The following is a 23,666-nucleotide window of genomic DNA, read 5'->3' as shown; positions in this document are numbered from 1 at the left end:
AGTTGCCTATCGTTGAGCCGTGACCGATCCAGCCCCATCACCGGCCGACGAAGTCGGAACCTCCGACCCCGCCCGCCCCGCCGGGATCGACCCGGCGGAGCTGGCGCTGGCGCTCGCCGTGATCCGGCAGAGCGAGTCGCTGCCGCCGGAGCATCCTGACGCCGTGGCCGTCCGCCGGGCCACCGCCCGGATCTTCAAGAACGTCAAGAACGCCAGACGGTCGGAGCGACGGGACGCGATCTCGGCGGCCGACCGGTCCGTCGTCGCAGCCACGGCGACCGGTTCGCCGCAACGCATCGACGACGAGACCGAGGGCCTCCCGCTGGTGTCCACCACGCAGGGTGCCCTGGCCGGCGTCCTGCTCAGGGCGCGGCCCTGCTACATGTGCAAGCAGGACTACACGCAGGTCGACGCGTTCTACCACCAGCTCTGCCCGGCGTGCGCGGCCGTCAACCGCGGTCACCGCGACGCCCGCACGGACCTGACCGGGAAGCGGGCTCTGCTCACCGGTGGACGGGCCAAGATCGGGATGTACATCGCCCTGCGACTGCTCCGTGACGGCGCCCACACCACGATCACGACGCGGTTCCCCAACGACGCGGTCCGGCGTTTCACCGAGATGCCGGACAGCGCGGACTGGCTGCACCGCCTCCGCATCGTGGGTATCGACCTGCGTGACCCGGCCCAGGTGGTGGCGCTGGCCGACTCGGTGGCGCAGGCCGGCCCGCTGGACATCCTGATCAACAACGCGGCGCAGACGGTCCGTCGGAGTCCCGGTGCCTACGCGCCGCTCGCCGCCGCCGAATCCGATCCGCTGCCGGACGGGCCGTTGCCCGACCTGCTCACGTTCGACCACATCTCCGACGCCCACCCGATGGCGCTCGCCGGAACTCTCTCCGAGCATCCGTCACCGCATCTTCCCGAGGCCCTGCGGGGCGGGGAACTGTCCCGGCTGGCGCTGGTCGCGGGGTCCGCGTCGAACCAGCTGATCGAGGCCGGCCGAGCCATCGACGCCGGTGGCCTGGTTCCCGATCTGCACACCGTCAACAGCTGGACGCAGCGGGTCGACCAGGTCGATGCGCTGGAGATGCTCGAGGTGCAGCTGTGCAACATGACCGCGCCGTTCATCCTGGTCAGCCGGTTGCGCGCGGCGATGGCCGGCAGTGCGGCCCATCGGAAGTACGTCGTCAACGTCTCGGCGATGGAGGGGATCTTCAGCCGCGGCTACAAGGGGGCCGGTCACCCGCACACGAACATGGCCAAGGCCGCACTGAACATGCTGACCAGGACCAGTGCCGCCGAGATGCTGAGCGACGGCATCCTGATGACGGCGGTCGACACCGGCTGGATCACCGACGAACGGCCGCACTTCACCAAGGTCCGCCTCGCGGAGGAGGGCTTCCATGCCCCGCTCGACCTCGTGGACGGCGCCGCGCGGGTGTACTACCCGATCGTCCAGGGCGAGGCCGGCAACGACCTTCACGGGTGCTTCCTCAAGGACTACGAGCCCGCCGACTGGTGACCGGTCGCGTCCGGCACGTCAGGTCGACCGTCGCTCCGGAGCAGCCCGGCGATCCAGATGTCGCGGTACTCGCCGCGCTGGTAGCCGCGTCCGCGCAGGGTGCCCTCGAAGGTGAACCCGCAGCGCTCGGCGACCCGCCGTGACCCCTCGTTGCCGACGTAGGCCTGCCATTCCACCCGGTTGAACTCCAGCGTTCCGAAGGCCCAGTCGCAGATGACCCCCGTGGCGGCGGTGGCCACCCCCCGCCCCCTCGCCGAGGGCGCCACCCAGTAGCCGACCTCCACGACCCCGTCCTCGGGGAGGCCGACGAATCCGATGGACCCGAGCAGACAGGTCTCGTCGCGGTCCAGGATCGCGAACGATGCCAATCCGTGGACCCAGCGCAGCGCGCAGGCGTCGAGGAACAGTTCGGCGTGTTCGGGCAGGTATGGGCTGGGAAGCGGGGTCCAGTGCTGGATCTCGGGATCCTGGCAGGCCTCCAGCAGGGCGTCCAGATCCTCCGGCAGCCAGGTGCGCAGCACGAGCCCGCGGCCGTGCAGGACCGTCGACTCGTCCAGGTCCAACTCCGGCATGGCTTCGACAATGCCAGGCACCGGATCGTCAGGCGAGGGCAACCCTGGCAGACTCTGGGCATGCCCGAGCTCCCCGAGGTCAGCGCGCTCGCCGGGTTCGTCGCCGAGCATGCCGGGGGTCAGCAGATCGTCGGCGTCACGGTCGCCTCCCTCAACGTCCTGACGACCTATGACCCGCCCGCCACGGCCCTGGTCGGCCGGGTGCTGGCGGCCGGTGACCGATACGGCAAGTTCCTCGACCTGGTGACGGTTCCAGACGGCGATCCGGACGGACCCGCGCTGCACCTGGTGGTCCACCTGGCCAGGGCCGGCTGGTTGCGCTGGTCCGACAAGATCTCCGCCACCCCGCCCAAGATGGGCGGCCCGATCGCGCTCCGGGTGCGCTTCTCCGGCGGGGGCGGGTTCGACATCACCGAGGCCGGTACGAAGAAGTCGGTGGCCGCCGCGGTGGTGACGGACCCGCTCCAGGTGCCCGGAGTTGCCCGGCTCGGCCCGGACGCGATGGGCGGCGACGGCAGGGGCCTGGCCCTGGACACCTTGACCGCGGCGCTGGCCGGACGGACCGGCCGGCTCAAGAACGTGCTCACCGACCAGACCGTGCTGGCCGGTATCGGAAACGCCTACTCCGACGAGATCCTGCACACCGCAGAGCTTTCCCCCTTCGCGACGGCCGGCAAGCTGAACGAGACGGCCCTGGCGTCGCTGCACGAGGCGATCGTCTCGGTGCTCTCGGCGGCGATCGCCCGGACCGTCGGGGCCGGTGCCGCTCGGCTCAAGGGCGAGAAGCGGACCGGCCTGCGGGTGCACGCCAGGACGGGGTTGCCCTGCCCGGTCTGCGGGGGAACGGTGGCCGAGGTCTCGTTCGCCGACCGGTCGTTCCAGTACTGCCCGACCTGCCAGACCGGCGGCAAGCTCCTGGCCGATCGCCGGCTGTCCCGGCTGATCAAGTAGGGGTTCTTGCTCGTCTCGTATGACTCCCGCCGGCCCGTCCGACCTGTCCCCGGCTTGTCTGACGCTCGAGCGTCAGACAGGCAGCCCGACGCTCATACGAATGGGCCCGGTCGTCCACGTGGGGCCCGGTCGTCCACGCCGGGCCCGGTCGAGTTCGCCGAATGCAAGGATGGAGGATGTGAGCGACCAGGAGATCACCGTCAGCGAGCTGCCCGCCGAGCGGGTGCTGCTCGATGTCCGGGAAAACGACGAGTGGGTGGCCGGTCACGCGCCGGACGCCGTCCACGTTCCGATGAGCGAGCTGACCGGCCGCCTGGCGGACGTGCCGGAAGGGGCCCCGCTGTACGTCATCTGCCGCTCCGGTGGCCGTTCCGAGCGGGTGACGCAGTACCTCGACGCCAACGGGTGGGAGGCCGTCAACGTCGCGGGCGGGATGTCCGTTTGGGCCGGTCTCGGTCTGCCGCTGGTGGCCGAGTCCGGCACCACTCCCGAAGTGATCTGACGGATCGGGACCGTGAGCACGCCGCGCTGGTCACCGAACGGGCCGGGCTTCCAGGCCCCACGCCCGACCGGGACCGGTGGTCAGGGCTCCGCCCCGGTGATCGGCTGCCAGCGGTGCCACCGGATCCAGCCGCCACTGCCACGCGGCGTCCGGACCTGCGTCTACTGTTCGGCCGCTCTCCCGGTCCAGCGTTGGCGAGCGGATTCGCCCACGGCCGTCGTCCCCGGAAGACGCACCACCGCCCCCCCGCGACGAGGGCCCTACCTCGGACCTCCGTCCTACGGGACCAGTCCGCCGAGATGGGGCTATCCGGCTGCCGTGTGGAGGGCGGCGAAGGTCACCGCGCCCGACACCTCGCGCGACCGGCCGATCGGTTTGTTGCAGGCCGGACTCTGGCTCTCGGTCGTCACTGCCGTCGCCACCTCGGCGGCGGCCGGCGCGGAGATCTGGCGGTATGTGCTCCTGCTCCGCGGGCGGACCGAGGTGCTGTCCGTAAGGGTCGTCGACGAGTCCGACCGACTCGTCACGAGCACCTCACTGGCCGCCCTGGTGGTCGCCGTGGTGACGGCCGGCGTCGTCGCGGTCGTACTGGTCCGGCTGCACACAGGTGCGGCCAGACGCCTCTCGATGGCGCCGAGCCGGCCGCCGGCCGCGGTGCTGGCCCGGCTGGTGATCCCGGGATGGAACATCTACGGGCTCGGGGTGGTGGCCGGTGAGATCGATGGACTGCTGGCCGCGGACGAGGCTCGCCCGGCCGGTATCCGTCCGCGGTTGTCGCGGCTCGTCATGGCCTGGTGGGCGGCGTGGGGGATCAACGCGGTGCTCGTGCTCGTCACCCTGGGGCGGGCGTTCGGCCGCAGCGATCAGGCGGTCGCCGACACCGTCGAACTGCACATCTGGGTGGATCTGGCCGGTGCCTCGACCGCGGTGCTGACGGCACTGGTCTGTCGGCGCTTCCGGCGGTTTTTGTCCGGGCCGGCGGACGGAGTTCCGGCGGGCTGGCAGGTGCGGCCCCCGGAGCCCACCCGCGGTCAGCCGGCGATGTTGAAGATCGCGCCCGGCAACGCAGACGCCGGGCCGGAGGCGAGCCAGGCCACCGTCTCGGCGAGCGCGGCGGGCGACCAGCCGGCCGCGGCAGCCGCGCCGGAGCCGGACACGAAGCCGGAGCCGGAGCCGACCACGATGACGCCGATCCCGTGAGGTGCCAACTCGGCCGCCAGCGCTGAGCCCAGAGCCTCGACCGCCTGTTCGGTGGCCGATACCACCGGGTTCGGGCTGCCGGTGAAAGGTCGGCCCTTGGCCGCCAGCAGGATGATCCGCCCTCCTGCGCCGCGGGCCACGAAGGCCGACGCCGCAGCATGCGCGACGGTAGCCGCGCCCAGGACGTCGACGGTCAGGGCCCCGGTCCAGGCGTCCGTCCACTCGGCGAGCGAGCTGCCCACCACCGAGGCGCCGGCCGCCGCTTCGCCGGCCGAGGCGGCGTCGATGACCACGTCGAGGCCGTCGAACTTCTCGTCCACCGATCGGATCAGCTCGGCCACGGCCTCGGAGTCCGCCAGGTCGGCCCCCAGGCTCAGGTGACCTTCGCCGGGCAGATCGGCGACCAGGACTTCCGCCTCCGCGGCACGGGTCGCATGGTGCACGGCCACCCTCGCGCCCTGGCCGGCCATCGCTCGCGCGACAGCGCTCCCGATGACGCCGCTGCCACCCACCACCAGCACCCGTTGTGCCGAGCGGGCGCCGGCGTGTGCCTGTCGGGAAGGGACCGGCTCGGCATCGGATTCGGATTCGACCACTTCGGAGGCCCGACGGTGATGTCGGACCGGCTCGGTCGGCAGGGTGGTGGCCGGCTCGGTCGGCGGCGCGGTGGCCGGCTCGGACGGCGGCGCGGGTCCGTCGGGCGGTGCGGGTTCGTCGGTCTGCGCGGCTTCAGCGGGCTGCGCAGGCTCGTCGACCGGGTGGACCTGGGGGAGCGCCGGAGTCTCGGGTAGTGTTCGGACCGGGGCCGGCTCTGCGGGCCACCGGTTCAGCGGGCGGATCGTCGGGAGCGGACGCAGGGTGGGCAGCGGCGGTAGATCGGGTCCGGGGTCGAACGCCCTCGGGTCGAACGATTGCATCGCGGGTCGGATCCCGCTGACGCCACCGTTCTCAGATCCGTTGCTGCTGCCGTTGTTGCGGTTCTGAGGTGTCATGTCTGCGCCGTTGCTGCCCTGGTCCGCGTTGCGTGGGAGGTGCTCGGTCTGCGCACCGTTGCGCGTTGTTCCTTCGGTTGTCGCCACCACGTGCTGGTCGGTCAGGGCCTGTCGTTGGCCCGGAATACCGGGTACCGGCTCGCCGGTCACCCACACGTCGTCGATCGGCAAATTTCATCATCCTCGGGTGTGCCGGTGGTGGACCGACCTGTCGCGATCAGTGGTCTGGACCGGTGGCGTCGGTGCACCGACGAACTGACCTCCGAGGCGGCGTTGCCCACGGCAGAACGAAAGGATCCCGATGCCCCCGACTCTGAGCAGAGTACTGGCGGCCGGTCGAATCCCACCACCGGCCTCGGCCGGAATCTGTGCTTGCCGAGGCTGTGGGTCTGCTGAGCCGGCCGCCGGAGGTCGTTGCGACACACCCGGGTCCGATACGGTGACGCGGTGTCCAAGAAGACCGCTGTGTCCAAGCAGAACAAGATGCGTGGTGCTTCCGCGTCGATCGATTCCCTCGCGCCGGCCGGCGAGAACCCGCGGCGTCCGTGCCCCTGTGGATCGGGCCGCCGTTTCAAGGCCTGCCACGGCGCCGCCGATGCTGCCGAGATGATCGTCGCAAGACCGTTCGAGGGCCTTGCCGCCGAGACCGAACTCATTGCCCTGCGCGAGTTCGTCCCGTCCGCCACGGTGCCGATCACCCTGTTGGAGCCGGTGGACCCGGTGCCGTCCATCACCCTGGCGACCGTCCTGCCCGCTGCCGCAGCCGCGCTGACCAGAGCGGACCGTTCGATCCTGCTCGGCATGCAGGTGCAGACGCACTCTGGCGATCTGTCCCGCGATCTGGCCGCAGCCCTGGAGTGGGCCCTGGCGGCCGAACCCTCCAGCGTGCTGTCGGTCGTCGGGCGGGCCACCGAGGGTCGTCGGCTGGCCGACCTGATCGTCGACGAACCCTTCGACGTCACGGTGCACGACTCGTTCGGCTGGTGGCTCGAGGAGGAGCCGGAGCCGGGCAGCGAGGTGGCCGTGTCCCTGGAACGGGCGAACACGGCGATCATGCCGACCGCCCGGGTGGCCGGCCTACCCGGCGTCTACTGGGTCGACGCCGGCGAGAAAGCGCATCTGCGTTGGGTTCGCCCCGAGGACGAAGCACCCTTGATGGCTGCGCTGGCCAGGCTGGCCGTCGACGAGGCCCTCGATCTGGGCGAGGGATCCCGATACGTCGGCTCGTTCCGCGCCCACGGTCGTCTGGTGCCGGTGTGGGATCTGGATCGGGACGCCCACTCCTCCGAGTGGGACGGGCCGGCCCGGGAGTTCGCCGTCCGACTCGACGCGGCGCTGGCCGTCGACGAGCCTCTGACCTCGGCCCAGCGTCGCGCTCGCGACGGAATCCTGGGTCGTCAGTTCACCCTGCGCTGACCGCTCGGGTGCGCCGGATCACGGCAGCCAGCTGACGTGACCCTTCAGCAGGGGGTAGGCGACCAGCGTGACGATGTCGATCACGGAGTGGGCGATCACCAGGGGCCAGAGGCGGCGGTACCTGAGGTAGAACCAGCCGAAGACGACCCCCATGATCGCGTTGCCGACGAACCCGCCGTAGCCCTGGTAGAGGTGGTAGGAACCACGCAGTACCGCGCTGGCGGCGATCACCGCCGACGTCGACCAGCGCAGTTGCTGGAGCCTGGTCATCAGGTACCCGACGACGAGCACCTCCTCGAGCAGGCCGTTCTCCACCGCGATCAGCACCGTGACCGGCACCCGCCACCAGACGTCCGTCATGGTGGAGGCCTGCACCGTGAGGCTGAATCCGAGATGCTGGGACAGCAGGTACAGGCCGAGGCCGGGGATCCCGATGAGTGCCGCCAGCCCGAAGCCGGTCCCGAGGTCCCGGCCGGGGCGTCGCAGGTTCAGGCCGAGTCGCCGCGAGATGCTGAAGCCGGCCCGCCACAGCAGGTAGAGGCCGATCGCACCTTCGGCCAGCCCCCTGGTGATGCTCAGTAGCTGGTAGACCAGATCGATGTAGCCGACGGTCGACTTCGGGGCGGCGACGGAGACGACGTAGTGGCTGATCACGGTCTTGGCCTGGGAGGCCTTGATCTGGGTTTCGATCAGGCTGACCAGCGAGGTCAGCCCGCTCATGCCGAGGGTGATCAGGAAGACGACGGACAGTTCGACGCCGATGGAGCGCTTGGAATCCTGACGCTCGGTCAGTCCGAAGTCCTCGGCCGGCTGCACGTGCAGCAGGCGGCCCAGGCGCGTCGCGGGGGGTGATGTTGTCATGACGATCACCAGGATAGGTGCGCACGGTCGGGGCGGGGATGCGGTGCTGATGGGCAGGCAGTGCGGGTGGGCACAGGGAACCGACAGTCGTGACACACGTCCTCCCACTGCTGGTGGAGTGGTTGAAGAGTCGATGCCTTCGAGAGGCACCGCGGTAGGAGGACAAGTGCGACGACGCTCGCGATTCACGAGGGGCCGACTGGTGGCGCTGTCCCTGGTGGCCATCGGAACGATGATGCTGACGGCCTGCACCGGCGGCGGGACCCAGGCTGCGGTCGACGTGGTCACCGTGACGTCGAACGTCGCCGCGGCGCCGGGATCCTCGGCTGGAGCCACGTCGGCCGGATCTTCGTCCTCGACCAGCAGGTCGCCGGGTTCCAGCTCGTCGGCCACTGCGGTACCGGCGGCCACTGCGGTACCGGCGAACACTGCGGTACCGGCGAACGACGACGGCGGGGTGAAGGCCGGTGGCACCGAACCGGACGGCTTCAAGATCACCAAGCTGGAGCCGGGTGAGAAGGCTCCGCAGTTCGTCGTGTTCAGCTTCGACGGAACCGGCTGGGATGCGAAGTGGCAGTACTGGTTCGGGATCATGCAGAAGGTGCCGTTGCATTTCACCGGTTTTCTGTCCGGAACCTACATGCTCTCGGGTGCCACGAAGGACAAGTACCAGGGACCCGGCCATGCGGTCGGCAGATCGTCCATTCCGTTCGATTCTCCCTCCGATATTCCGGTCGAGATCGGTAACCTCAACAAATCCATCTCGCTGGGAAACGAGGTCGGATCGCATTTCAACGGTCATTTCTGCGACGACAACCCGCCCGGCGGCAGCGACTGGAATGCCGTCGACTGGAACAACGAACTCGACCAGTTCTTCGGTCTGGTCAGGAATGTCGACGCCAACAATGGCATCATCACCAAGCTCAACGTCACCGCCGCGGAGATCCACGGCGAGCGGACACCGTGCCTGACCGGCCACAAGGTGGACCTGTACCCCGCTCTCGAGTCGCACGGCATGACGTACGACAGCTCCTTCACCCGCACCGGATTGTCGTGGCCGGTGAAGAGTTCGGACGGGAAGATCTGGGAGATGGGCATGTCGGAGTTTCCGCTGCACGGGAGCGGCCACCCGCAGATCACCATGGACTACAACTTCTACGCCCAGCAGGAGCCGAGCACCGTCGCCGGCGGGGCCGTCCCGTCACTGGCCCGCAGCAAGGCAGACTCTGCCCAGGTCCTGGCCACCTACCAGGACATGCTCGAGGCCGCGCAGACCGACGGTATCCACGAGCCGATCATCATCGGAAACCACTTCAACGACTGGAACAACAACGCCTATTCCGACGCCGTCGGAAACTTCGCGCTGGCCGCGTGCGGCCGGCCCGGGGTGAACTGCGTTCCGTTCCGCGACCTGGTCGACTGGATGAACGCGCAGGATCCGGCCGTTCTCGCGGCGCTGCAGCACCACCAGTCGAACCTGGGTGGATGCCCTTACCTGAAGTGGCCGAAATGCGACGGTCTCATCCAGTACTAGGCGATACTGAGCTCCACTGCCAATTCACAGCCTTCTCGCGAGGCATCGGGTTTCACACGCATCATCGGACGCTGGAGGATTTTGTGAATCGACGGTCATGGCGAACACGCACCAGGATGGCTGCGGTGGCCGCTGCGCTCAGTGCGGCCATGGTGGTCTCGGCCTGCACCAGCGCCGGCTCCGACCCGTCGGTGACCGTGACCAACCAGGTGACCATCGGGGGTGCGTCGTCGGCGCCCGGCGCGGCCGGGCCCTCGTCCCAGCCTGGCTCGTCGACCAAGGGCTCCTCCTCGGGCAGGCCCACCTCGGGCAAGCCGCCGAACGCCACTCCGACCACGGCGAAGAGCCCGGGGGCACCGGCCGACGGGTTCGTGCCGACCAAGCTCAAGGCGGGTCAGAAGGCGCCCCAGTTCATCATCGTCAGTTTCGACGGCGTCGGGTGGCACGAGAAGTGGCAGTACTGGTTCGACATCATGCAGAAGGTGCCGTTCCACTTCACCGGGTTCCTGTCCGGGACCTACATGCTCAGCCAGGACACCAAGACCAAGTACACGGGCCCCGGGCACAGGGCCGGCAAGTCGTCGATCAGCTGGAACCAGCCCAGCGACCTGCCGGTCGAGATCGCCGACCTGAACAAGTCGATCGCGCTGGGCAACGAGGTCGGCACGCATTTCAACGGCCACTTCTGCAGTGACAACCCGCCCGGAGGCATGGACTGGAACACCAGTAACTGGAACGACGAGCTCGACCAGTTCTTCTCCCTGATGAAGAACGTGAACGCCAACAACAACCTGCCGGCCTCGACGAAGCTCAACATCGACCCGAGCGAGATCAAGGGCGAGCGCACGCCGTGCCTGGAGGGTCACAAGGCCGACCTGTTCCCGGCGTTGGCCGCCCACGGGATGACCTACGACTCGTCGTTCACCCGCCGAGGCATCTCCTGGCCGACGAAGTCCTCGACCAACAACATCTGGCAGTTCGGGATGGCCGAGTTCCCGATCCACGGCACCCAGCACTACCAGATCACGATGGACTACAACTTCTACTACACGCAGCGCAACGCCAGTTCCAGAGGTGTGACCCTGGACCAGAGCGCGATCGATTCGGCACAGGTCCAGGCCACCTACCAGGACATGTACAACGCCACCTACAACGGCAACCGGGCACCGCTCGTCCTCGGCAACCACTTCAACGCCTGGAACAACAACGCCTACTCCGACGCGATCGGCAAGTTCGTGCTGGCCAACTGCGGCAAGCCGAACACCTACTGCGTGCCGTTCCGGGATGTGCTGGCCTGGATGAACATGCAGGATCCGGCGACCCTGGCCAGGCTGCAGGCCCAGAACCCGGAGCTGCAGGCCGGCTGAGCGCCGCTGCGACAAGGCGGTCCCGGGCCGGCACGAGCCGGCAGGGGCACGCGCCCACGTGCAGTGCCAGACTGCGTCCATGGAACTCGACGACGCGCTGGCCTTCGTGGCCGAGAACGACCGCACCGTGCTCGCCACCCACCGGCGCGACGGCAGTCTGCAGATGTCCCCGGTGAACGCCGGGGTGCTCGACGGCCGGCTCGTCATCTCCAGCCGCAACGGTCTGGCCAAGGTGGCCAACATCCGCCGGGATCCGGCCGTGTCGATGCTCGTCTTCACCGACGCCTTCTTCGGCCCGTGGGTCCAGGTCGACGGGCAGGCGGAGATCGTCGGCCAGCCGGAAGCCCTCGACCTGTTGGACGCGGTCTACCGCTCCATCGCCGGCGAGCATCCGAACTGGGCCGAGTATCGCGCCGCGATAATCGCGGACCGGCGGGTGGTGATCCGGATCAGCCCGGACCGTGCCTCCGGTCAACTCGGCTGAGACGAGCGCTGTCCCGACGGCCCGCAGGGCGGCCCGAGTACATCCCGAGCACATTCGGCCCCCGGGGTGGCGCGTCCGATGGGGTTGACGATTCCTGAATTCGTCCGATTGCTCGGTGCATTCGGAGCCAAATGGTGATGAATTGGACATGCGCGTCGGTGGGATAGGCCGAACGAGCCATGGTGCGCGGCCGTGGTCGGGAGTTATCCCTGGCGTTCGGATGCAATATCAATACGTTCGCGTGCCGATCACCGCACATCCCTTCATCGGGGCATGTGAGGTGAAGTTGACGTCGTCGATATGCGCGAGGACTGGTGGCGCAATATTGGCCGACAAATGTAACGCGGGTCCAGCCAGGACATCTCGCCCTTCGGGTGGCGCCGGCGACGGCTACTCGGATCCCTGAAAGAGGAAGATCACGATGAACGAAAGCCCCACTGCCGCCGAGGCCAAGAGGCTCGGCCGGCGCGGTTTTCTTGCAGCGTCCGCCGGTGCGGTCGCCCTGGCGGCAACGGCGTGCACGGACTCGAGCAAGGGTGCGGCCTCGGCCGGGACGACAGCGGCCTCGGCCGCTCCTACGGCCGCCACCCCAGGCGTCGAGTCCTCTGCCTCCAAGGCTTTCGAAGTGATGAATGCCGGCGGCAGGGTGGGCTGGTCGGGTATTGCCGTGATCGGTGCGGGGCAGAGCAACAAACTCTTCATCATCGACGCCAAATCCCACAAGACGGTGACGGCGATCACCAATGCGGGCACTTATCACCCGCGGACGGACCCGTCGAAGTACCCGAACATCCGTGACTCGCACGCCATCGTCTTCACCAAGGACTTCAAGCGGATGTTCACCGCGAGTGCCTTCACCTACGACGTGTCCACCGTCATCGAGTACGACCCACTGACATTGCGGGAGGTCGCCCGAGTCGAGGCAGGCAAAGGCTCGCACCACATCTCGCTGACCCCGGACGACAAATACCTCTACGTGGCCAACCAGTACGGCGCGGACGTCTCGATCATCGACACGGCGAGCATGAAGAACATCGGAAGCATCCCCGTCGGTGCCGGCCCCGACTACATCTCGCAGAGCATGTACTGGGACGGCAAGGCCATCGACACCCCCTACCTCTTCGTGACGGTCGACGGCGCCAAGACCCTGGCCGTCATCGACTGGAGGACCAACAAGATCGTCAAGCAGATCCCGATGCCGGCCACCGCCCACGGCGTCAACATCACTCCGGACGGAAAGCACGTGTGGCTGGCCGGTCTCGCCTTCAAGGAGGTCTGGGTGATCGAGAACACGACGCTCAAGATCATCAAGAAACTACCGATCGAGGGCTCGCCGATCCACATCAGCATCAGCCCGGACAGCAAGTTCGCCTACATCGCCACCTCGGACAACTCCATCTTCAAGGTGAACACCAGCAACTACCAGACGCTGTGGGCCTCCAAGGGCACCGTCATTCCCGCGCACACCGGGCTGAGCCCGGATGGCAAGGAACTCTGGACCCTCAACCACGGTATGTCGACCTCGCGGTACCCGTTCCTGCTCGGCGGTCAGCCGGTCGAGGGTGTGCAGATCTGGGAGACCGACACCGGCAAGCTGATCAACGAGATCCCCATGGAGGCAATGCCTCACGAGATCCAGTTCGTGCCGTACTCCGCGTTCGGCACCCCGTCCCCGGCGCAGGACGTCACCACCTGACCCTTCGACCGGGCCGAACCTGCGGCCGCCTGCGCCGCCCCCAGCACAGACAAGGATGACGATGACGAACTACTCGATCGACCGCCGGACCGCCCTCTACGGAGCCGCAGTCGCGGCCGCCGGGGCCACTCTGGCTGCGTGCAGCAGTGCGGGCACGACGGCTGCCGCCGCGAGTTCCACGGCTTCTTCCGATCCGGCCAACTCCACGGTCGAGGCCAACGCGATCGGTGACGTCGCACCGGCGCCGACGTCCGCGGCCGCGGTGTCCGGCGCAGCGGCGGCGGAGAACGGTCTGGGCAGTGCCGCCGCCGTGAAGGTCGGTGGTGGTGTGATCTTCGAGGCGGCCAAGATCGTGGTCACGCAGCCGACCGCGGGCAGTTACAAAGCTTTCACCGCGGTCTGCACCCACCAGGGATGCATCGTCGCCAGTGTGGCGAACGGGGCCATCACCTGTCCCTGCCACGGCAGCAGCTACTCCATCAAGGACGGGTCGGTGATCAACGGACCGGCCACCGCCCCGCTCGCCGAGGCGAAGGTGACCGTTTCCGGCGGCACCATCAAATTGGGCTGACGCGGGACGGCGTTCGTTGCGGCCCCACCTTTCCGGGAGGAGTTCGTCGTGTTCGGAGATTTTCACGGGTTACCGGTGCACGCGCTGGTCCTGCACGTAGCGGTGGTCTTCGCGCCGTTGGCGGCCGTGACCGGAATCGCGTTCGTGGTGCCGAGGTGGCGCAGCAGGTTGAGGTGGCCGTTCCTGGTCGTCGCGGCGATCGCGGTCGGTGCGGTGTTCGTTTCCATCCAGAGCGGGAAGGCGCTCCGTACCGCACTGGGGACGCAACTGACCGGACCGGGAAATCTGAGCGGGGCGCTCATCTCGCAGCACGAGCAGTTTGCTGACCGGTTGATGATCGCACTGCTGGTGTTGTTCGTGGCGGCGATCCTGGTGGCCGTCCTCGAGGGCCGGTCCCATCAGGGGTGGGTGGGCTGGACGGTCGCCTCCGGCGTGACGGTGGTCGCCCTCGCAGTGCTGGTGCTGACGTACCAGACGGGCGAGGCGGGTGCGAAGGCCCGTTGGAACCCGGACGGGTCGTTCGACTACTCGGCCGGGAAGTAGGCCGGTCCCGGTCCCGTTGGCCGCCATCGTTGAAGATCAGGAGATCAGGTCGTGCCTCTGTCCCGCCTTCCCCCACATTCGCCGATGACGGCACGCACGGGTCGCCGCGCTGTGGCCACCGCCGTTCTGCTCGCGACCCTCGCCGCGTGCGGGTTCGCACCGCTGCCGACCGGCAACTCGGACGGTGGGTCGGGCGGTGCGTCAGCGCCCGTGTCGCAGGCTGTCCCGCAGAGCGGGGCGGATGCCCCCGGTACTGCGCTGACCGCGCTCGACGGCGGGGTGTGCTGCGTCGCCCATGCCGGTGCCGCTCCGACCTCCGTGAACGGGATCTCGACCGTCTACGACGGGTGGGACACGGCCTTCATCAGCTGGATGGTCCCGCACTACGCGGTCGCTGCCCAGGAGGCGGAGCTCGCCCCGACCCGGGCAGCCGATGCCGAGGTGAGGGCGCTGGCGTCCAAGATCGATGCGGCACAGGGGACGACCTACCTGAAGATGTCGGCGATGGCGCGGGCCTGGGGTCAGCCGGTGCCCTCGACCGACCCGGCGGCAGCTTCCGGCCACGACCACGGCGGGGGGAGCAACAGCGCCGCGACCGACGCGGCCACGCTGACCAGGCTGAAGGGATCGGCGTTCGACCGCAAGTTCCTGTCGATCGCCATCGCAGACGATCAGGCCGCGATGGCGATCGCGAAGGCGTCCGTCGCGAACTGCTCGAACCCGCAGGCCAGAGCGCTCGCGCAGGAGATCCAGTCCAGTGTGGCGGCCGAGATCACGCAGATGCAGCTGCTGGCCAGGAAGCTCTCATGACACGAGCCGGCCGGGGGGCCTCATGACGTCGATTCGTTCGAAATCGGTCGGTGTGGTCCTGCTGGTACTCCTGCTGCTGGTGCTGCCGGCCGTGCCGGCCTCCGCGCACGCCACGCTGGTGCAGTCCACCCCGGCGGACAGTTCGGTGATCGGCCGGGCTCCGGCGGAGGTCAGCCTGCGGTACGACCAGCCGGTCAGCACGGCCTTCGGTGCGGTGAAGGTGCTGGCCCCGGACGGTTCTCGGGTCGATACGGGCCAGGTGACCACCCGCGACGGCGGACGGACCGTGGTCGAACCGCTGCGGGCGAGTCTGCAGCCGGGTACCTACACCATCCTGTGGCGAGTGCTCAGTGCCGACAGCCACACGGTGTTTGGTGCCTCCACCTTCAGCATCGGGAAGATCAGCGCGACCGGGGCGGGGACCGCAGCGGCTGCGGAGCAGGCCGGTGAGGGCCGAGCCGCGCAGGATCTGCTCGACATCTCCCGCTGGGTCCTGTATCTGGGGTTGCTCCTGCTGGTTGGCGGCCTGGCTTTCGTGTTCGTCCTGTGGCCCGCCGGACAGACCGTGCGGGGCGTCCGACGAATGCTGAGGGTGAGCTGGGTGCTGGCGTTGGTCGGCAGCGTGGGAGGTCTGTTGCTGCAGGGGCCCTACTCGGAGGGACTGCCGCTGGTCTACGCCTTCGACCCGGAACTGATCGTCAAGGTCCTGCAGACGCCCTATGGCATGGTCACCGCGCTCCGGCTGATCCTGTTGATCGCAGCGGCCGTGGTGCTGCTCCGGCTCGGCCGGGTCCGGCCCAGGGTCCTGGGAGCGGCGTCGGGCGTCGTGAGTGTCGGTCTGCTGCTGAGCACCTCGTTGATCGGCCACGCCGGGGATGGCGAGCTGGCCGTCCTGGGCCTACCGGCCGACGTGCTGCATCTGTCTGCGGCGTCCGCCTGGTTGGGCGGTCTCGTGCTGCTGGCCGCGGTGGTCCTGCGGCGCCGATCGCCCGCCGACCTGGCGGTCGTGATGCCCCGATGGTCGCGGTATGCGGAGTTCGCCGTCGTCGTGCTGGTCGTCACCGGCACGTTCGCCGGCTGGCGTCAGGTGCGCGAACCCGGTGCCCTGACCGGCACGACTTACGGAAGACTCCTGCTCGTCAAGGTGGGACTCGTCGCGATCATGCTCGTGCTGGCTGCGGTGGCCAGAGCCAGGGTCAGGCGGAGCTATCTTCGTCCGGTGCCGCAGTCCGCCGCGGTCCTCCTGACGCGGGCCAGCCTGGTCACCGCCGGCGGCGGGTCGATCTCCACGGGGCGCGACAGCGCGCCGGTCACCGGGATTCCGGCGGGCGCAGCGCCCCCCGGAGCGGTCCGACTCCTGCGACGCAGCGTGTTCCTCGAGACCGCAATCGCACTGGTGGTGCTTGCGGTGACCGCTGTACTGGTCTCTACTCCGCCGGCCAAGGACAATTATTTCCCGGTCTTCACCAACTCGTCGTCGGTGACTGCCGACCTCCGCATCCAGGTCGAGGTGGATCCTGCCCGGGTCGGGCTGAACGACATGCATTTCACCTACACCGACGGCGCCGGCAAATTCGTCGACGTCGTCCCCGTCCAGCTGCTGCGCACAGCTCCGGGGCACTACGACCTGACGCGTGTCGAGCTCTCGACGGTCGGCACCTGGCAGCTGGCCGTCACCACCCAGACCAGTGACATCGACAGCACCACGACTCTTTTCACCGTCCGCACCCGCTGACCACCCGGCCCGTCGCCGCACCCACCCATGGAGAAGATCGATGCGCACCCGACGCCTGCTCGCCGCCACCGCGTTCATCGCCGTCCTGCTGATCGGTCCACTGGCGGGCGCCGCCTCGGCGCATGTCGTGGTCACCGCGCCGGGTGCCACCCAGGGCGGCGACGGAGTGCTGACCTTCCGGGTGCCGACGGAGAAGGACGTCCCAACCACCAAGGTCGAGGTGGCGCTGCCGACCGACACCCCGATCACGAACGTCTCGGTGAGGCCCAGGACCGGGTGGACCGAAAAGGTCACCACCGCGGTGCCGGTGGCCCCCCTGAAGGCCGAGAACGGACAGGCAGTGACCGAGATCGTCACGCGCATCACCTGGACGGCCACCGCCGGCGGGATCGCACCCCACCAGTTCGACGAGTTCGAGGTCCTGGCCGATCCGCTCCCGAAGGTGAAGCAGCTCGTGTTCAAGGTCCTGCAGACCTATGGCGACGGATCGGTCGTCAGCTGGATCCAGCTACCGGTGGCCGGCGCACCCGAGCCCGACTTCCCGGCTCCAGTACTGAGTCTCGCTGCCGACACCACTCCGGCCGGCGCAGCCGTGGCCGCCGACGTCAGCCAGGTGACGCCCGCGACGACCGGTGGCAGCACCCCCACCTTGCTGGCCGGATCGGCCCTGGGTGTCGGCGTGCTGGCGTTGATCGGTGTCGGGTATCTCCTCGTGCGCGGCCGACGGACCAGCTCGCCCTGACCGCTGTTCGTGCCTCACCACCTGTCGGACCGACGGCGAAGCTCCCGCTGCACCCGCAGCGGCTGGTTTCCCTTGTTCTCACCGACGGAGGCGGCACGGTGTGCGGACAACGTTACAAGTTCGGTCGACCATTCGTACTCGGGCGAAATGGTCGATGCCTAGGTTCGTGACATCACAGACCCATTGCCGTCCATCAGCTCCGTCGGTGCTGATGCAGTTCCCGATCGGCATCCTGCCGCCGCTTCGGTCGCCTTCACCTTCACAGGAGCCCTCATGAGTTCGACGACGACCACCGCCCCCACCCAGGAACTCGAACCAGTTCGCCGCGGCAGACGTTGGATCGATGATTGGCGTCCGGAGGATCTGGATTTCTGGAACAGCGGTGGGGAGAGGGTGGCCCGTCGGAATCTGTGGTTCTCGGTGTTGTCGGAGCACATCGGGTTCTCGGTGTGGAGTTTGTGGTCGGTGTTGGTGTTGTTCCTGGGGCCGCAGTTGAGCCGCCCGCCGTTTTCCGGACTGTAGAACGGTGACTACTACGCTGCGGAGTTGTTGGCCAACCACCATTGCTCTGCTTCGTTGGGCGTAATGTATGGCTCTTGTGACGTTCTCGTGGGTGAGCCGCCCGCCGTTTTCCGGACTGTAGAACGGTGACTACTACGCTGCGGAGTTGTTGGCCAACCACCATTGCTCTGCTTCGTTGGGCGTAATGTATCCCAGCGCCGAGTGCAACCGAACCTGATTGTATCTTAATTCAATGTACCGCGTGATGTCCATCTCCGCCTGTTCACGGGTCGGATAACTAGTACGATTCACCCTTTCCACTTTCAGTGTGCCGTTGAATGATTCTGCCCAAGCATTGTCATAACACACACCAGTTCGTCCTACCGACCGACGAACTTTGAGGTGGGTAGTGAGGTCAGCGAAGTCCTGAGAGCAGTACTGGGCGGATTCAACTGGTCGTCGCAACACTCCCGAGAGTGGAGGTCTTGCAATGGGTCCAGCTTCGGATCGGATGATGTCGATGACCGGGCGGCCGGCGATGCGGTCGCCCGGGCGGCCGCCGGCCCGCCGGGATGTCGAACGGGTATTTTGGCGCAACATCGCGAAAGGGATGACCAGCGAAGACGCCGCGACGGCGTGCGGCGTGTCGGGGCCCGTCGGGACGCGTTGGTTCCGCGACAGTGGCGGCATGCCGCTGATTGAACTGCAGCCCCCGTCGGGCAGATATCTCTCGTTTGTTGAGCGAGAGGACATCGCTCTGCTGACAGCGCAGGGCAACGGAGTGCGTGAGGTCGCCCGCCGCCTGGGTCGGTCGCCATCGACGATCTCGCGGGAGCTGCGCCGCAATGCCGCAACTCGTGGCGGCCAGTTGGAGTATCGAGCGTCGACTGCCCAGTGGAAGGCCGAGCTGATGGCCCGCCGTCCCAAGACGGCCAAGTTGGTGACGAACGATCGGCTTCGTGGCCATGTCCAGGACCGCCTGGCCGGGGTCATCCGCGCCGCGGACGGCACTGTCGTACCGGGACCAGTCGTTGCAAAATGGAAGGGGCGTAACAAGCCTCACCGCCAGGACCGGCGGTGGGTGACAGCGTGGAGCCCGGAACAGATCGCCCACCGCCTGCCGATCGACTTCCCCGACGACCCGACGATGCGCATCTCCCACGAGGCGATCTATCAGGCCCTGTACATCAAGGACCGCGGCGCCTTGGAGCGCGATTTGGTGCCGTGTCTGCGGACCGGACGGGCGTTGCGGGTCCCCCGGGCGAGAGCCCGAAAGCGAGCCACCGGCCACGTGACTCCGGAGGTGACGATCGATAAGCGGCCCGCCGAGGCCGACGATCGGAAGACCGCCGGCCACTGGGAGGGCGACCTCATCATCGGCACCGGCCGGTCAGCGATCGGCACCGTCGTGGAACGGATGACCAGGTTCACGATCCTGCTGCACCTGCCGCGAATGGAAGGCTACGGACTTGAGCCGCCGGTGAAGAACGGTCCCGCATTGAGCGGTTACGGCGCGACCGCAACCAAGGACAGTATTGTCGCGAAAATGGTTGCAGTGCAGCGGGAGTTGCGTCAGTCGTTGACCTGGGACCGTGGCAAGGAACTGGCCGCGCATGTCTCTCTAAAGGCCGAGACTGGTATGGCGGTGTTCTTCGCCGATCCGCACAGCCCTTGGCAGCGGGGTACGAACGAAAACACGAACGGCCTGCTACGTCAGTACTTCCCGAAAGGAACCGACCTATCCCGCTGGTGCGCCGCAGAAATTGACTCCGTCGCTGATGCATTGAACGACCGACCCCGCAAAACGCTCGGCTGGAAGACACCGGCGGAAGCGATGGCCGAGCAGCTACTATTACTGCAGGAGCCGAGTGTTGCTACCACCGGTTGAGTCTGGTTTGGCTTCCGCGGTCACTGTGAAATATGGGTCTCCTGACGTTTTCGTGGGTGGTTTAGCGTCCGGGAAGCGGCGGGCATAACCCGCCGCGGGTGAGCATTGCCATGGCTATCAACGCTTCTGGGCTGTGAAAGCCGTACGACCTGCGGGTCAAGGCCCGTAGGTGGGTGTTGGTGGCCTCGGATTGGGCGTTGCTCATGTGGTGGATCAGGGTGTTCCAAATCAGCTGCTGGAACCGCTTCAACGTTGCGGCCAGGGCGATGAAGCCGGGGAGTTGGGAGCGGCGGGCCCAGGCGATCCAGCCGGCCAACAGTTCACGGCCGGCCTGGCCCTTGACCTGGAACACCGCGCGCAGTTGCTCCTTCAGCAGATACGCCCGATACAGATGCCGGTTGGTCTGGGCGATCGAGGCGACCGACCCGCGTTGCTCCGGGGACAGGTCCGCCGGGTTTTTCAGCAATGCCCAGCGGCTGCCCTTCACCGACGACGCCTGCGCAGAGCTACTCCTACCCCGCAGCGTGTTCCACGTCTGACGACGGACCTTGTCCAACTCCCGGGTGGCCCACCCCACGATATGAAACGGATCCAATCCCAGCACCGCCTGCGGCGCGCGGGCCGTCACGGTGTCGTGGATCCACTGCGCCCCGTCGGCCGAGACGTGCGTCAACGCCGCCGCCCGTTCTGGGCCGAGCTCGTCGAAGAACCGACCCAGGGTGTCGCTGTTGCGGCCCGGTGCGGCCCACACCAATCTGCCGGAGTCTTGATCGACCACGCACGTCAGATACCGCTGGCCTTTGCGGTGGGAGATTTCATCGATGCCGATCCGCTGCAGCCCCGCGAGCACGTCCCGGCCGGCCAAACCGTCGGCGACGACGTGCTCGATGATTGCGCTCACGTGCCGCCACGACGTCCGCATCAACTGCGCCACCACCGACGAAGCGGTGTGCGCCGCCAACCACGCGCACTGGTCCTCAAACGCTCGGGTTGCCCGCGCGCCGGGTCGGGCCCACGGCACCGCCGCGACGACCACCCCGTGCGTCCGGCAGTTCACCCGCGGAGCCGCAGCCTGCAGGAATACCATCGTCGACCCCCAGTCCAGCGACCGCCACCGCCGGGTTCCGCCGCCCTGGTCATAGCCCGGCCGTCTACGCCGGCATCGACTGCACCTACTCCGGGCGCCCTTCGTCGCACGCACCGAAACGACCAGCACCTGCCGGTCGTCGGCCTCCTCCCACGCCACATCGCACACCTGCAGTTGCTCGACACCGAGCAGCTTTCGCCATATCGTTACACCGCGCACACCGTGCTCCTGGATAGTGACTGACCCTAGATAAGCCAGAACCTATACGCAGCCCGGTGTGTCGCCCACAACCAGGGGTCAAACCACCCACGAGAACGTCACAAGAGCCTGAAATATGCTGACATCGGGAACAATCCTGACATTACGTGCGGCCATTTTCAGAGCGTCAACCACCAGCGATGCCCGCATGTGATCTGCCATTGCGTAGCCGACGACTTTCTTCGTAGCGCAGTCCAGCACGGTCGCCAAGTACAGCCAGCCCTCCCAGGTCGGGATATAGGTGATGTCACCGACCAGCTTCGTACCCGGCACGACCGCGTTGAAGTGCCGTTTTACCAGGTCAGGGGTCTGACCGGTGTCGCCGGCGATGGTAGTGACCGGCCGAAACGGACGGGGCTGGCATGGCACCAGGTCGAGCTCCCGCATGATCTGCCGGACCGTGTCGTCATCAGCCCAATAGCCCGATCGCAGCAGGTCAGCGTGTACCCGACGGTAGCCGTAGGTCCCATCGGAGGCCTCGAACAACGCCGTGATCAGCCGAGCAAGATGGGTGCGGCGCCGGCTGGTGTAGGACGGCCCGCGACCCTTCCACTCGTAGAAGCCGGACTTCGACACCTTCGCCCAGCGGAACATCAGGTGCAGCGGGTAGTGGCCTTCTTCACTCGCAATGAATGCATACTTTCTGCTCACTGCGATTTCTTGGCGAAGAAGGCCGTTGCTTTTCCCAGAAATTCGTTCTCCATACGAAGCTCACGCACTTCTTTCTCCAACGCCTTCAGCTTCGCCCGCTCCGACACGGTCAGTTCCTGCGTGTCGCCGCCGTGACGCTCGCGATGGGCCGCCACCCAGTTCCGCAGGGTCTGCTCCACCAAGCCCAGTTCGCGAGCAACGTCAGCGATGGGCCGAGATTTGTCGGTCACCTCCCGCACGGCCGTATCCCGAAACTCCGGGGTGTACTTGCCTCGAAACTTGCTCACCATTTCTCCGATCCTTTCCGGCGATTCTACTTGGGGGTCCAAGTCCGGGAAGTACCGGGCTGCTCAATCTGACGGTCGCGGCCAATGCCAGGGGCGCGATGCGCCGGGTGGTGCGGGACCGCAACACCTGGATCATCGCGTTGTTGTACATCGGGACGTTCGGTTCGTTCATCGGGTTCGGGTTCGCGTTCGGTCAGGTGTTGCAGGTGCAGTTCAAGGGGACGTTCTCCACGCCGATCAAGGCGGCGTACCTGACGTTCCTCGGTCCGTTGCTGGGGTCGTTGGTGCGGCCCTATGGTGGGCGGTTGGCGGATCGGTTCGGTGGCGCGAAGGTCAGTTTCTACAATTTTGTGGCGATGGCGTTGGGGGCGGCGTTGGTGTTGTCGGCGGCGTTGGCGAAGTCGTTGCCGTTGTATCTGGTCGGGTTCATCGCGTTGTTCCTGTTCTCGGGTGTGGGTAATGGTGCGGTGTACAATGAGCAGCCCGGTACTTCCCGGACTTGGACCCCCAAGTAGAATCGCCGGAAAGGATCGGAGAAATGGTGAGCAAGTTTCGAGGCAAGTACACCCCGGAGTTTCGGGATACGGCCGTGCGGGAGGTGACCGACAAATCTCGGCCCATCGCTGACGTTGCTCGCGAACTGGGCTTGGTGGAGCAGACCCTGCGGAACTGGGTGGCGGCCCATCGCGAGCGTCACGGCGGCGACACGCAGGAACTGACCGTGTCGGAGCGGGCGAAGCTGAAGGCGTTGGAGAAAGAAGTGCGTGAGCTTCGTATGGAGAACGAATTTCTGGGAAAAGCAACGGCCTTCTTCGCCAAGAAATCGCAGTGAGCAGAAAGTATGCATTCATTGCGAGTGAAGAAGGCCACTACCCGCTGCACCTGATGTTCCGCTGGGCGAAGGTGTCGAAGTCCGGCTTCTACGAGTGGAAGGGTCGCGGGCCGTCCTACACCAGCCGGCGCCGCACCCATCTTGCTCGGCTGATCACGGCGTTGTTCGAGGCCTCCGATGGGACCTACGGCTACCGTCGGGTACACGCTGACCTGCTGCGATCGGGCTATTGGGCTGATGACGACACGGTCCGGCAGATCATGCGGGAGCTCGACCTGGTGCCATGCCAGCCCCGTCCGTTTCGGCCGGTCACTACCATCGCCGGCGACACCGGTCAGACCCCTGACCTGGTAAAACGGCACTTCAACGCGGTCGTGCCGGGTACGAAGCTGGTCGGTGACATCACCTATATCCCGACCTGGGAGGGCTGGCTGTACTTGGCGACCGTGCTGGACTGCGCTACGAAGAAAGTCGTCGGCTACGCAATGGCAGATCACATGCGGGCATCGCTGGTGGTTGACGCTCTGAAAATGGCCGCACGTAATGTCAGGATTGTTCCCGATGTCAGCATATTTCACAGTGACCGCGGAAGCCAGTACTGCTCTCAGGACTTCGCTGACCTCACTACCCACCTCAAAGTTCGGGTCTCCTGACGTTTTCGTGG

The 23,666-nt window shown here is 67.1% G+C and carries 23 protein-coding genes and 3 pseudogenes; 19 read left to right on the top strand and 7 right to left on the bottom strand.

The genetic code is table 11. The annotated features are described in order from the left end of the window. Window positions 1–85 precede the first annotated feature (85 nt). The gene (locus tag H7F38_RS02570) at window positions 86–1,522 is read left to right on the top strand and encodes an SDR family NAD(P)-dependent oxidoreductase (protein ID WP_370531327.1); all 1,437 of its coding nucleotides are present in this window, start codon (window positions 86–88) and stop codon (window positions 1,520–1,522) included. Here H7F38_RS02570 and H7F38_RS02565 read toward each other — a convergent pair. Beyond that, window positions 1,501–2,094, bottom strand: coding sequence for a GNAT family N-acetyltransferase (locus H7F38_RS02565; RefSeq protein ID WP_187092707.1), 594 nt, complete (start codon window positions 2,092–2,094; stop codon window positions 1,501–1,503). The two genes, H7F38_RS02570 and H7F38_RS02565, sit on opposite strands and share 22 nt — an antisense overlap. 60 nt (window positions 2,095–2,154) lie before the next feature. On the opposite strand from H7F38_RS02565, the gene H7F38_RS02560 reads away from it, so the two are divergent. The 3 genes from H7F38_RS02560 to H7F38_RS25805 all read left to right on the top strand — a co-directional run bounded on the left by H7F38_RS02560 (window position 2,155) and on the right by H7F38_RS25805 (window position 4,747). Next, window positions 2,155–3,045 carry an Fpg/Nei family DNA glycosylase gene (locus tag H7F38_RS02560; RefSeq protein WP_187092706.1) on the top strand — a complete coding sequence of 297 codons (891 nt, stop codon included), beginning with the start codon at window positions 2,155–2,157 and terminating at the stop codon, window positions 3,043–3,045. A gap of 169 nt (window positions 3,046–3,214) precedes the next feature. After that, window positions 3,215–3,547: a rhodanese-like domain-containing protein gene (locus H7F38_RS02555; protein WP_187092705.1), complete on the top strand. Its 333-nt coding sequence runs from the start codon at window positions 3,215–3,217 to the stop codon at window positions 3,545–3,547. Between the two features lie 12 nt (window positions 3,548–3,559). Beyond that, complete coding sequence (locus H7F38_RS25805) at window positions 3,560–4,747, top strand: DUF4328 domain-containing protein (protein WP_255498216.1); 1,188 nt, start codon at window positions 3,560–3,562, stop codon at window positions 4,745–4,747. Between the two features lie 26 nt (window positions 4,748–4,773). Here H7F38_RS25805 and H7F38_RS26435 read toward each other — a convergent pair. Beyond that, window positions 4,774–5,217: pseudogene (locus tag H7F38_RS26435) on the bottom strand (SDR family oxidoreductase); the annotation flags it as partial. A 969-nt stretch (window positions 5,218–6,186) separates the two neighbouring features. On the opposite strand from H7F38_RS26435, the gene H7F38_RS02545 reads away from it, so the two are divergent. Then, complete coding sequence (locus H7F38_RS02545) at window positions 6,187–7,155, top strand: DUF5926 family protein (RefSeq protein ID WP_255498215.1); 969 nt, start codon at window positions 6,187–6,189, stop codon at window positions 7,153–7,155. Window positions 7,156–7,173: 18 nt separating this feature from the next. Here H7F38_RS02545 and H7F38_RS02540 read toward each other — a convergent pair whose 3' ends face one another. Further along, window positions 7,174–8,016: a CPBP family intramembrane glutamic endopeptidase gene (locus H7F38_RS02540; protein ID WP_187092703.1), complete on the bottom strand. Its 843-nt coding sequence runs from the start codon at window positions 8,014–8,016 to the stop codon at window positions 7,174–7,176. A gap of 166 nt (window positions 8,017–8,182) precedes the next feature. On the opposite strand from H7F38_RS02540, the gene H7F38_RS02535 reads away from it, so the two are divergent. The 10 genes and pseudogenes from H7F38_RS02535 to H7F38_RS02490 form a co-directional block, all read left to right on the top strand. Further along, window positions 8,183–9,550: a hypothetical protein gene (locus H7F38_RS02535; protein ID WP_187092702.1), complete on the top strand. Its 1,368-nt coding sequence runs from the start codon at window positions 8,183–8,185 to the stop codon at window positions 9,548–9,550. Between the two features lie 125 nt (window positions 9,551–9,675). Then, entirely contained in the window at window positions 9,676–10,917 is a 1,242-nt protein-coding gene (locus H7F38_RS02530; protein WP_187092701.1) for a polysaccharide deacetylase, read from the top strand. 79 nt (window positions 10,918–10,996) lie between these two features. Next, a complete protein-coding gene (locus H7F38_RS02525) occupies window positions 10,997–11,401 on the top strand; it encodes a PPOX class F420-dependent oxidoreductase (protein WP_187092700.1) in 405 nt (134 codons plus the stop codon). A 421-nt stretch (window positions 11,402–11,822) separates the two neighbouring features. Continuing rightward, window positions 11,823–13,097, top strand: coding sequence for a hypothetical protein (locus tag H7F38_RS02520; protein ID WP_187092699.1), 1,275 nt, complete (start codon window positions 11,823–11,825; stop codon window positions 13,095–13,097). Between the two features lie 61 nt (window positions 13,098–13,158). Then, window positions 13,159–13,668, top strand: coding sequence for a Rieske (2Fe-2S) protein (locus H7F38_RS02515; protein WP_187092698.1), 510 nt, complete (start codon window positions 13,159–13,161; stop codon window positions 13,666–13,668). A 48-nt stretch (window positions 13,669–13,716) separates the two neighbouring features. Beyond that, window positions 13,717–14,211, top strand: a complete 495-nt coding sequence (locus H7F38_RS02510) for a DUF2231 domain-containing protein (protein ID WP_187092697.1) — start codon at window positions 13,717–13,719, stop codon at window positions 14,209–14,211. Between the two features lie 84 nt (window positions 14,212–14,295). Next, the gene (locus H7F38_RS02505; protein ID WP_187092696.1) at window positions 14,296–15,021 is read left to right on the top strand and encodes a DUF305 domain-containing protein; all 726 of its coding nucleotides are present in this window, start codon (window positions 14,296–14,298) and stop codon (window positions 15,019–15,021) included. Between the two features lie 22 nt (window positions 15,022–15,043). Beyond that, window positions 15,044–16,756: a copper resistance CopC/CopD family protein gene (locus H7F38_RS02500; protein ID WP_187092695.1), complete on the top strand. Its 1,713-nt coding sequence runs from the start codon at window positions 15,044–15,046 to the stop codon at window positions 16,754–16,756. Window positions 16,757–16,796: 40 nt separating this feature from the next. Then, window positions 16,797–17,498 carry a YcnI family protein gene (locus tag H7F38_RS02495; protein ID WP_187092694.1) on the top strand — a complete coding sequence of 234 codons (702 nt, stop codon included), beginning with the start codon at window positions 16,797–16,799 and terminating at the stop codon, window positions 17,496–17,498. A gap of 273 nt (window positions 17,499–17,771) precedes the next feature. Continuing rightward, window positions 17,772–18,005: pseudogene (locus H7F38_RS02490) on the top strand (MFS transporter); the annotation flags it as partial. Window positions 18,006–18,152: 147 nt separating this feature from the next. Here the strand turns inward: H7F38_RS02490 and H7F38_RS26430 are convergent. Continuing rightward, complete coding sequence (locus H7F38_RS26430; RefSeq protein WP_370531286.1) at window positions 18,153–18,599, bottom strand: integrase core domain-containing protein; 447 nt, start codon at window positions 18,597–18,599, stop codon at window positions 18,153–18,155. Here H7F38_RS26430 and H7F38_RS02480 point away from each other — a divergent pair. After that, window positions 18,511–19,887, top strand: coding sequence for an IS30 family transposase (locus H7F38_RS02480; RefSeq protein WP_187091417.1), 1,377 nt, complete (start codon window positions 18,511–18,513; stop codon window positions 19,885–19,887). The two genes, H7F38_RS26430 and H7F38_RS02480, sit on opposite strands and share 89 nt — an antisense overlap. Window positions 19,888–19,948: 61 nt before the next feature. On the opposite strand, the gene H7F38_RS02475 is transcribed toward H7F38_RS02480, so the two are convergent. The 3 genes from H7F38_RS02475 to H7F38_RS02465 form a co-directional block, all read right to left on the bottom strand. Beyond that, window positions 19,949–21,193 carry an ISL3 family transposase gene (locus H7F38_RS02475; protein ID WP_187090852.1) on the bottom strand — a complete coding sequence of 415 codons (1,245 nt, stop codon included), beginning with the start codon at window positions 21,191–21,193 and terminating at the stop codon, window positions 19,949–19,951. A gap of 78 nt (window positions 21,194–21,271) precedes the next feature. Further along, a complete protein-coding gene (locus H7F38_RS02470; RefSeq protein WP_187092693.1) occupies window positions 21,272–21,883 on the bottom strand; it encodes an IS3 family transposase in 612 nt (203 codons plus the stop codon). Beyond that, the gene (locus tag H7F38_RS02465) at window positions 21,880–22,173 is read right to left on the bottom strand and encodes a transposase (protein ID WP_187091058.1); all 294 of its coding nucleotides are present in this window, start codon (window positions 22,171–22,173) and stop codon (window positions 21,880–21,882) included. The genes H7F38_RS02470 and H7F38_RS02465 overlap by 4 nt, the downstream gene beginning before the upstream one ends. Window positions 22,174–22,235: 62 nt before the next feature. Between H7F38_RS02465 and H7F38_RS02460 the strand changes: the two are divergent. From H7F38_RS02460 to H7F38_RS02450, 3 genes and pseudogenes are all read left to right on the top strand, one after another. Further along, window positions 22,236–22,667 (top strand): annotated as a pseudogene (locus tag H7F38_RS02460) (MFS transporter); the annotation flags it as partial. Between the two features lie 41 nt (window positions 22,668–22,708). Next, a complete protein-coding gene (locus H7F38_RS02455; protein WP_187091058.1) occupies window positions 22,709–23,002 on the top strand; it encodes a transposase in 294 nt (97 codons plus the stop codon). After that, window positions 22,999–23,655, top strand: coding sequence for an IS3 family transposase (locus H7F38_RS02450; RefSeq protein ID WP_187092691.1), 657 nt, complete (start codon window positions 22,999–23,001; stop codon window positions 23,653–23,655). The genes H7F38_RS02455 and H7F38_RS02450 overlap by 4 nt, the downstream gene beginning before the upstream one ends. The last annotated feature ends 11 nt before the right edge of the window (window positions 23,656–23,666 follow it).

Source organism: Nakamurella sp. PAMC28650 (assembly GCF_014303395.1).
Taxonomy (GTDB): Bacteria; Actinomycetota; Actinomycetes; order Mycobacteriales; family Nakamurellaceae; genus Nakamurella.
Note: the sequence above shows the minus strand (reverse complement) of the source record. Positions and strands in the feature narration are given on the sequence as shown.

Excerpts from the sequence above, each read along its gene's own strand:
- H7F38_RS02565 (WP_187092707.1), bottom strand. The coding sequence starts at position 2,094 with ATGCCGGAGTTGGACCTGGACGAGTCGACGGTCCTGCACGGCCGCGGG.
- H7F38_RS02560 (WP_187092706.1), top strand. The coding sequence starts at position 2,155 with ATGCCCGAGCTCCCCGAGGTCAGCGCGCTCGCCGGGTTCGTCGCCGAG.
- H7F38_RS02555 (WP_187092705.1), top strand. The coding sequence starts at position 3,215 with ATGGAGGATGTGAGCGACCAGGAGATCACCGTCAGCGAGCTGCCCGCC.
- H7F38_RS02540 (WP_187092703.1), bottom strand. The coding sequence starts at position 8,016 with ATGACAACATCACCCCCCGCGACGCGCCTGGGCCGCCTGCTGCACGTG.
- H7F38_RS02525 (WP_187092700.1), top strand. The coding sequence starts at position 10,997 with ATGGAACTCGACGACGCGCTGGCCTTCGTGGCCGAGAACGACCGCACC.
- H7F38_RS02520 (WP_187092699.1), top strand. The coding sequence starts at position 11,823 with ATGAACGAAAGCCCCACTGCCGCCGAGGCCAAGAGGCTCGGCCGGCGC.
- H7F38_RS02515 (WP_187092698.1), top strand. The coding sequence starts at position 13,159 with ATGACGAACTACTCGATCGACCGCCGGACCGCCCTCTACGGAGCCGCA.
- H7F38_RS02505 (WP_187092696.1), top strand. The coding sequence starts at position 14,296 with ATGACGGCACGCACGGGTCGCCGCGCTGTGGCCACCGCCGTTCTGCTC.
- H7F38_RS02500 (WP_187092695.1), top strand. The coding sequence starts at position 15,044 with ATGACGTCGATTCGTTCGAAATCGGTCGGTGTGGTCCTGCTGGTACTC.
- H7F38_RS02495 (WP_187092694.1), top strand. The coding sequence starts at position 16,797 with ATGCGCACCCGACGCCTGCTCGCCGCCACCGCGTTCATCGCCGTCCTG.
- H7F38_RS02480 (WP_187091417.1), top strand. The coding sequence starts at position 18,511 with ATGATGTCGATGACCGGGCGGCCGGCGATGCGGTCGCCCGGGCGGCCG.
- H7F38_RS26430 (WP_370531286.1), bottom strand. The coding sequence starts at position 18,599 with ATGTTGCGCCAAAATACCCGTTCGACATCCCGGCGGGCCGGCGGCCGC.
- H7F38_RS02465 (WP_187091058.1), bottom strand. The coding sequence starts at position 22,173 with ATGGTGAGCAAGTTTCGAGGCAAGTACACCCCGGAGTTTCGGGATACG.
- H7F38_RS02455 (WP_187091058.1), top strand. The coding sequence starts at position 22,709 with ATGGTGAGCAAGTTTCGAGGCAAGTACACCCCGGAGTTTCGGGATACG.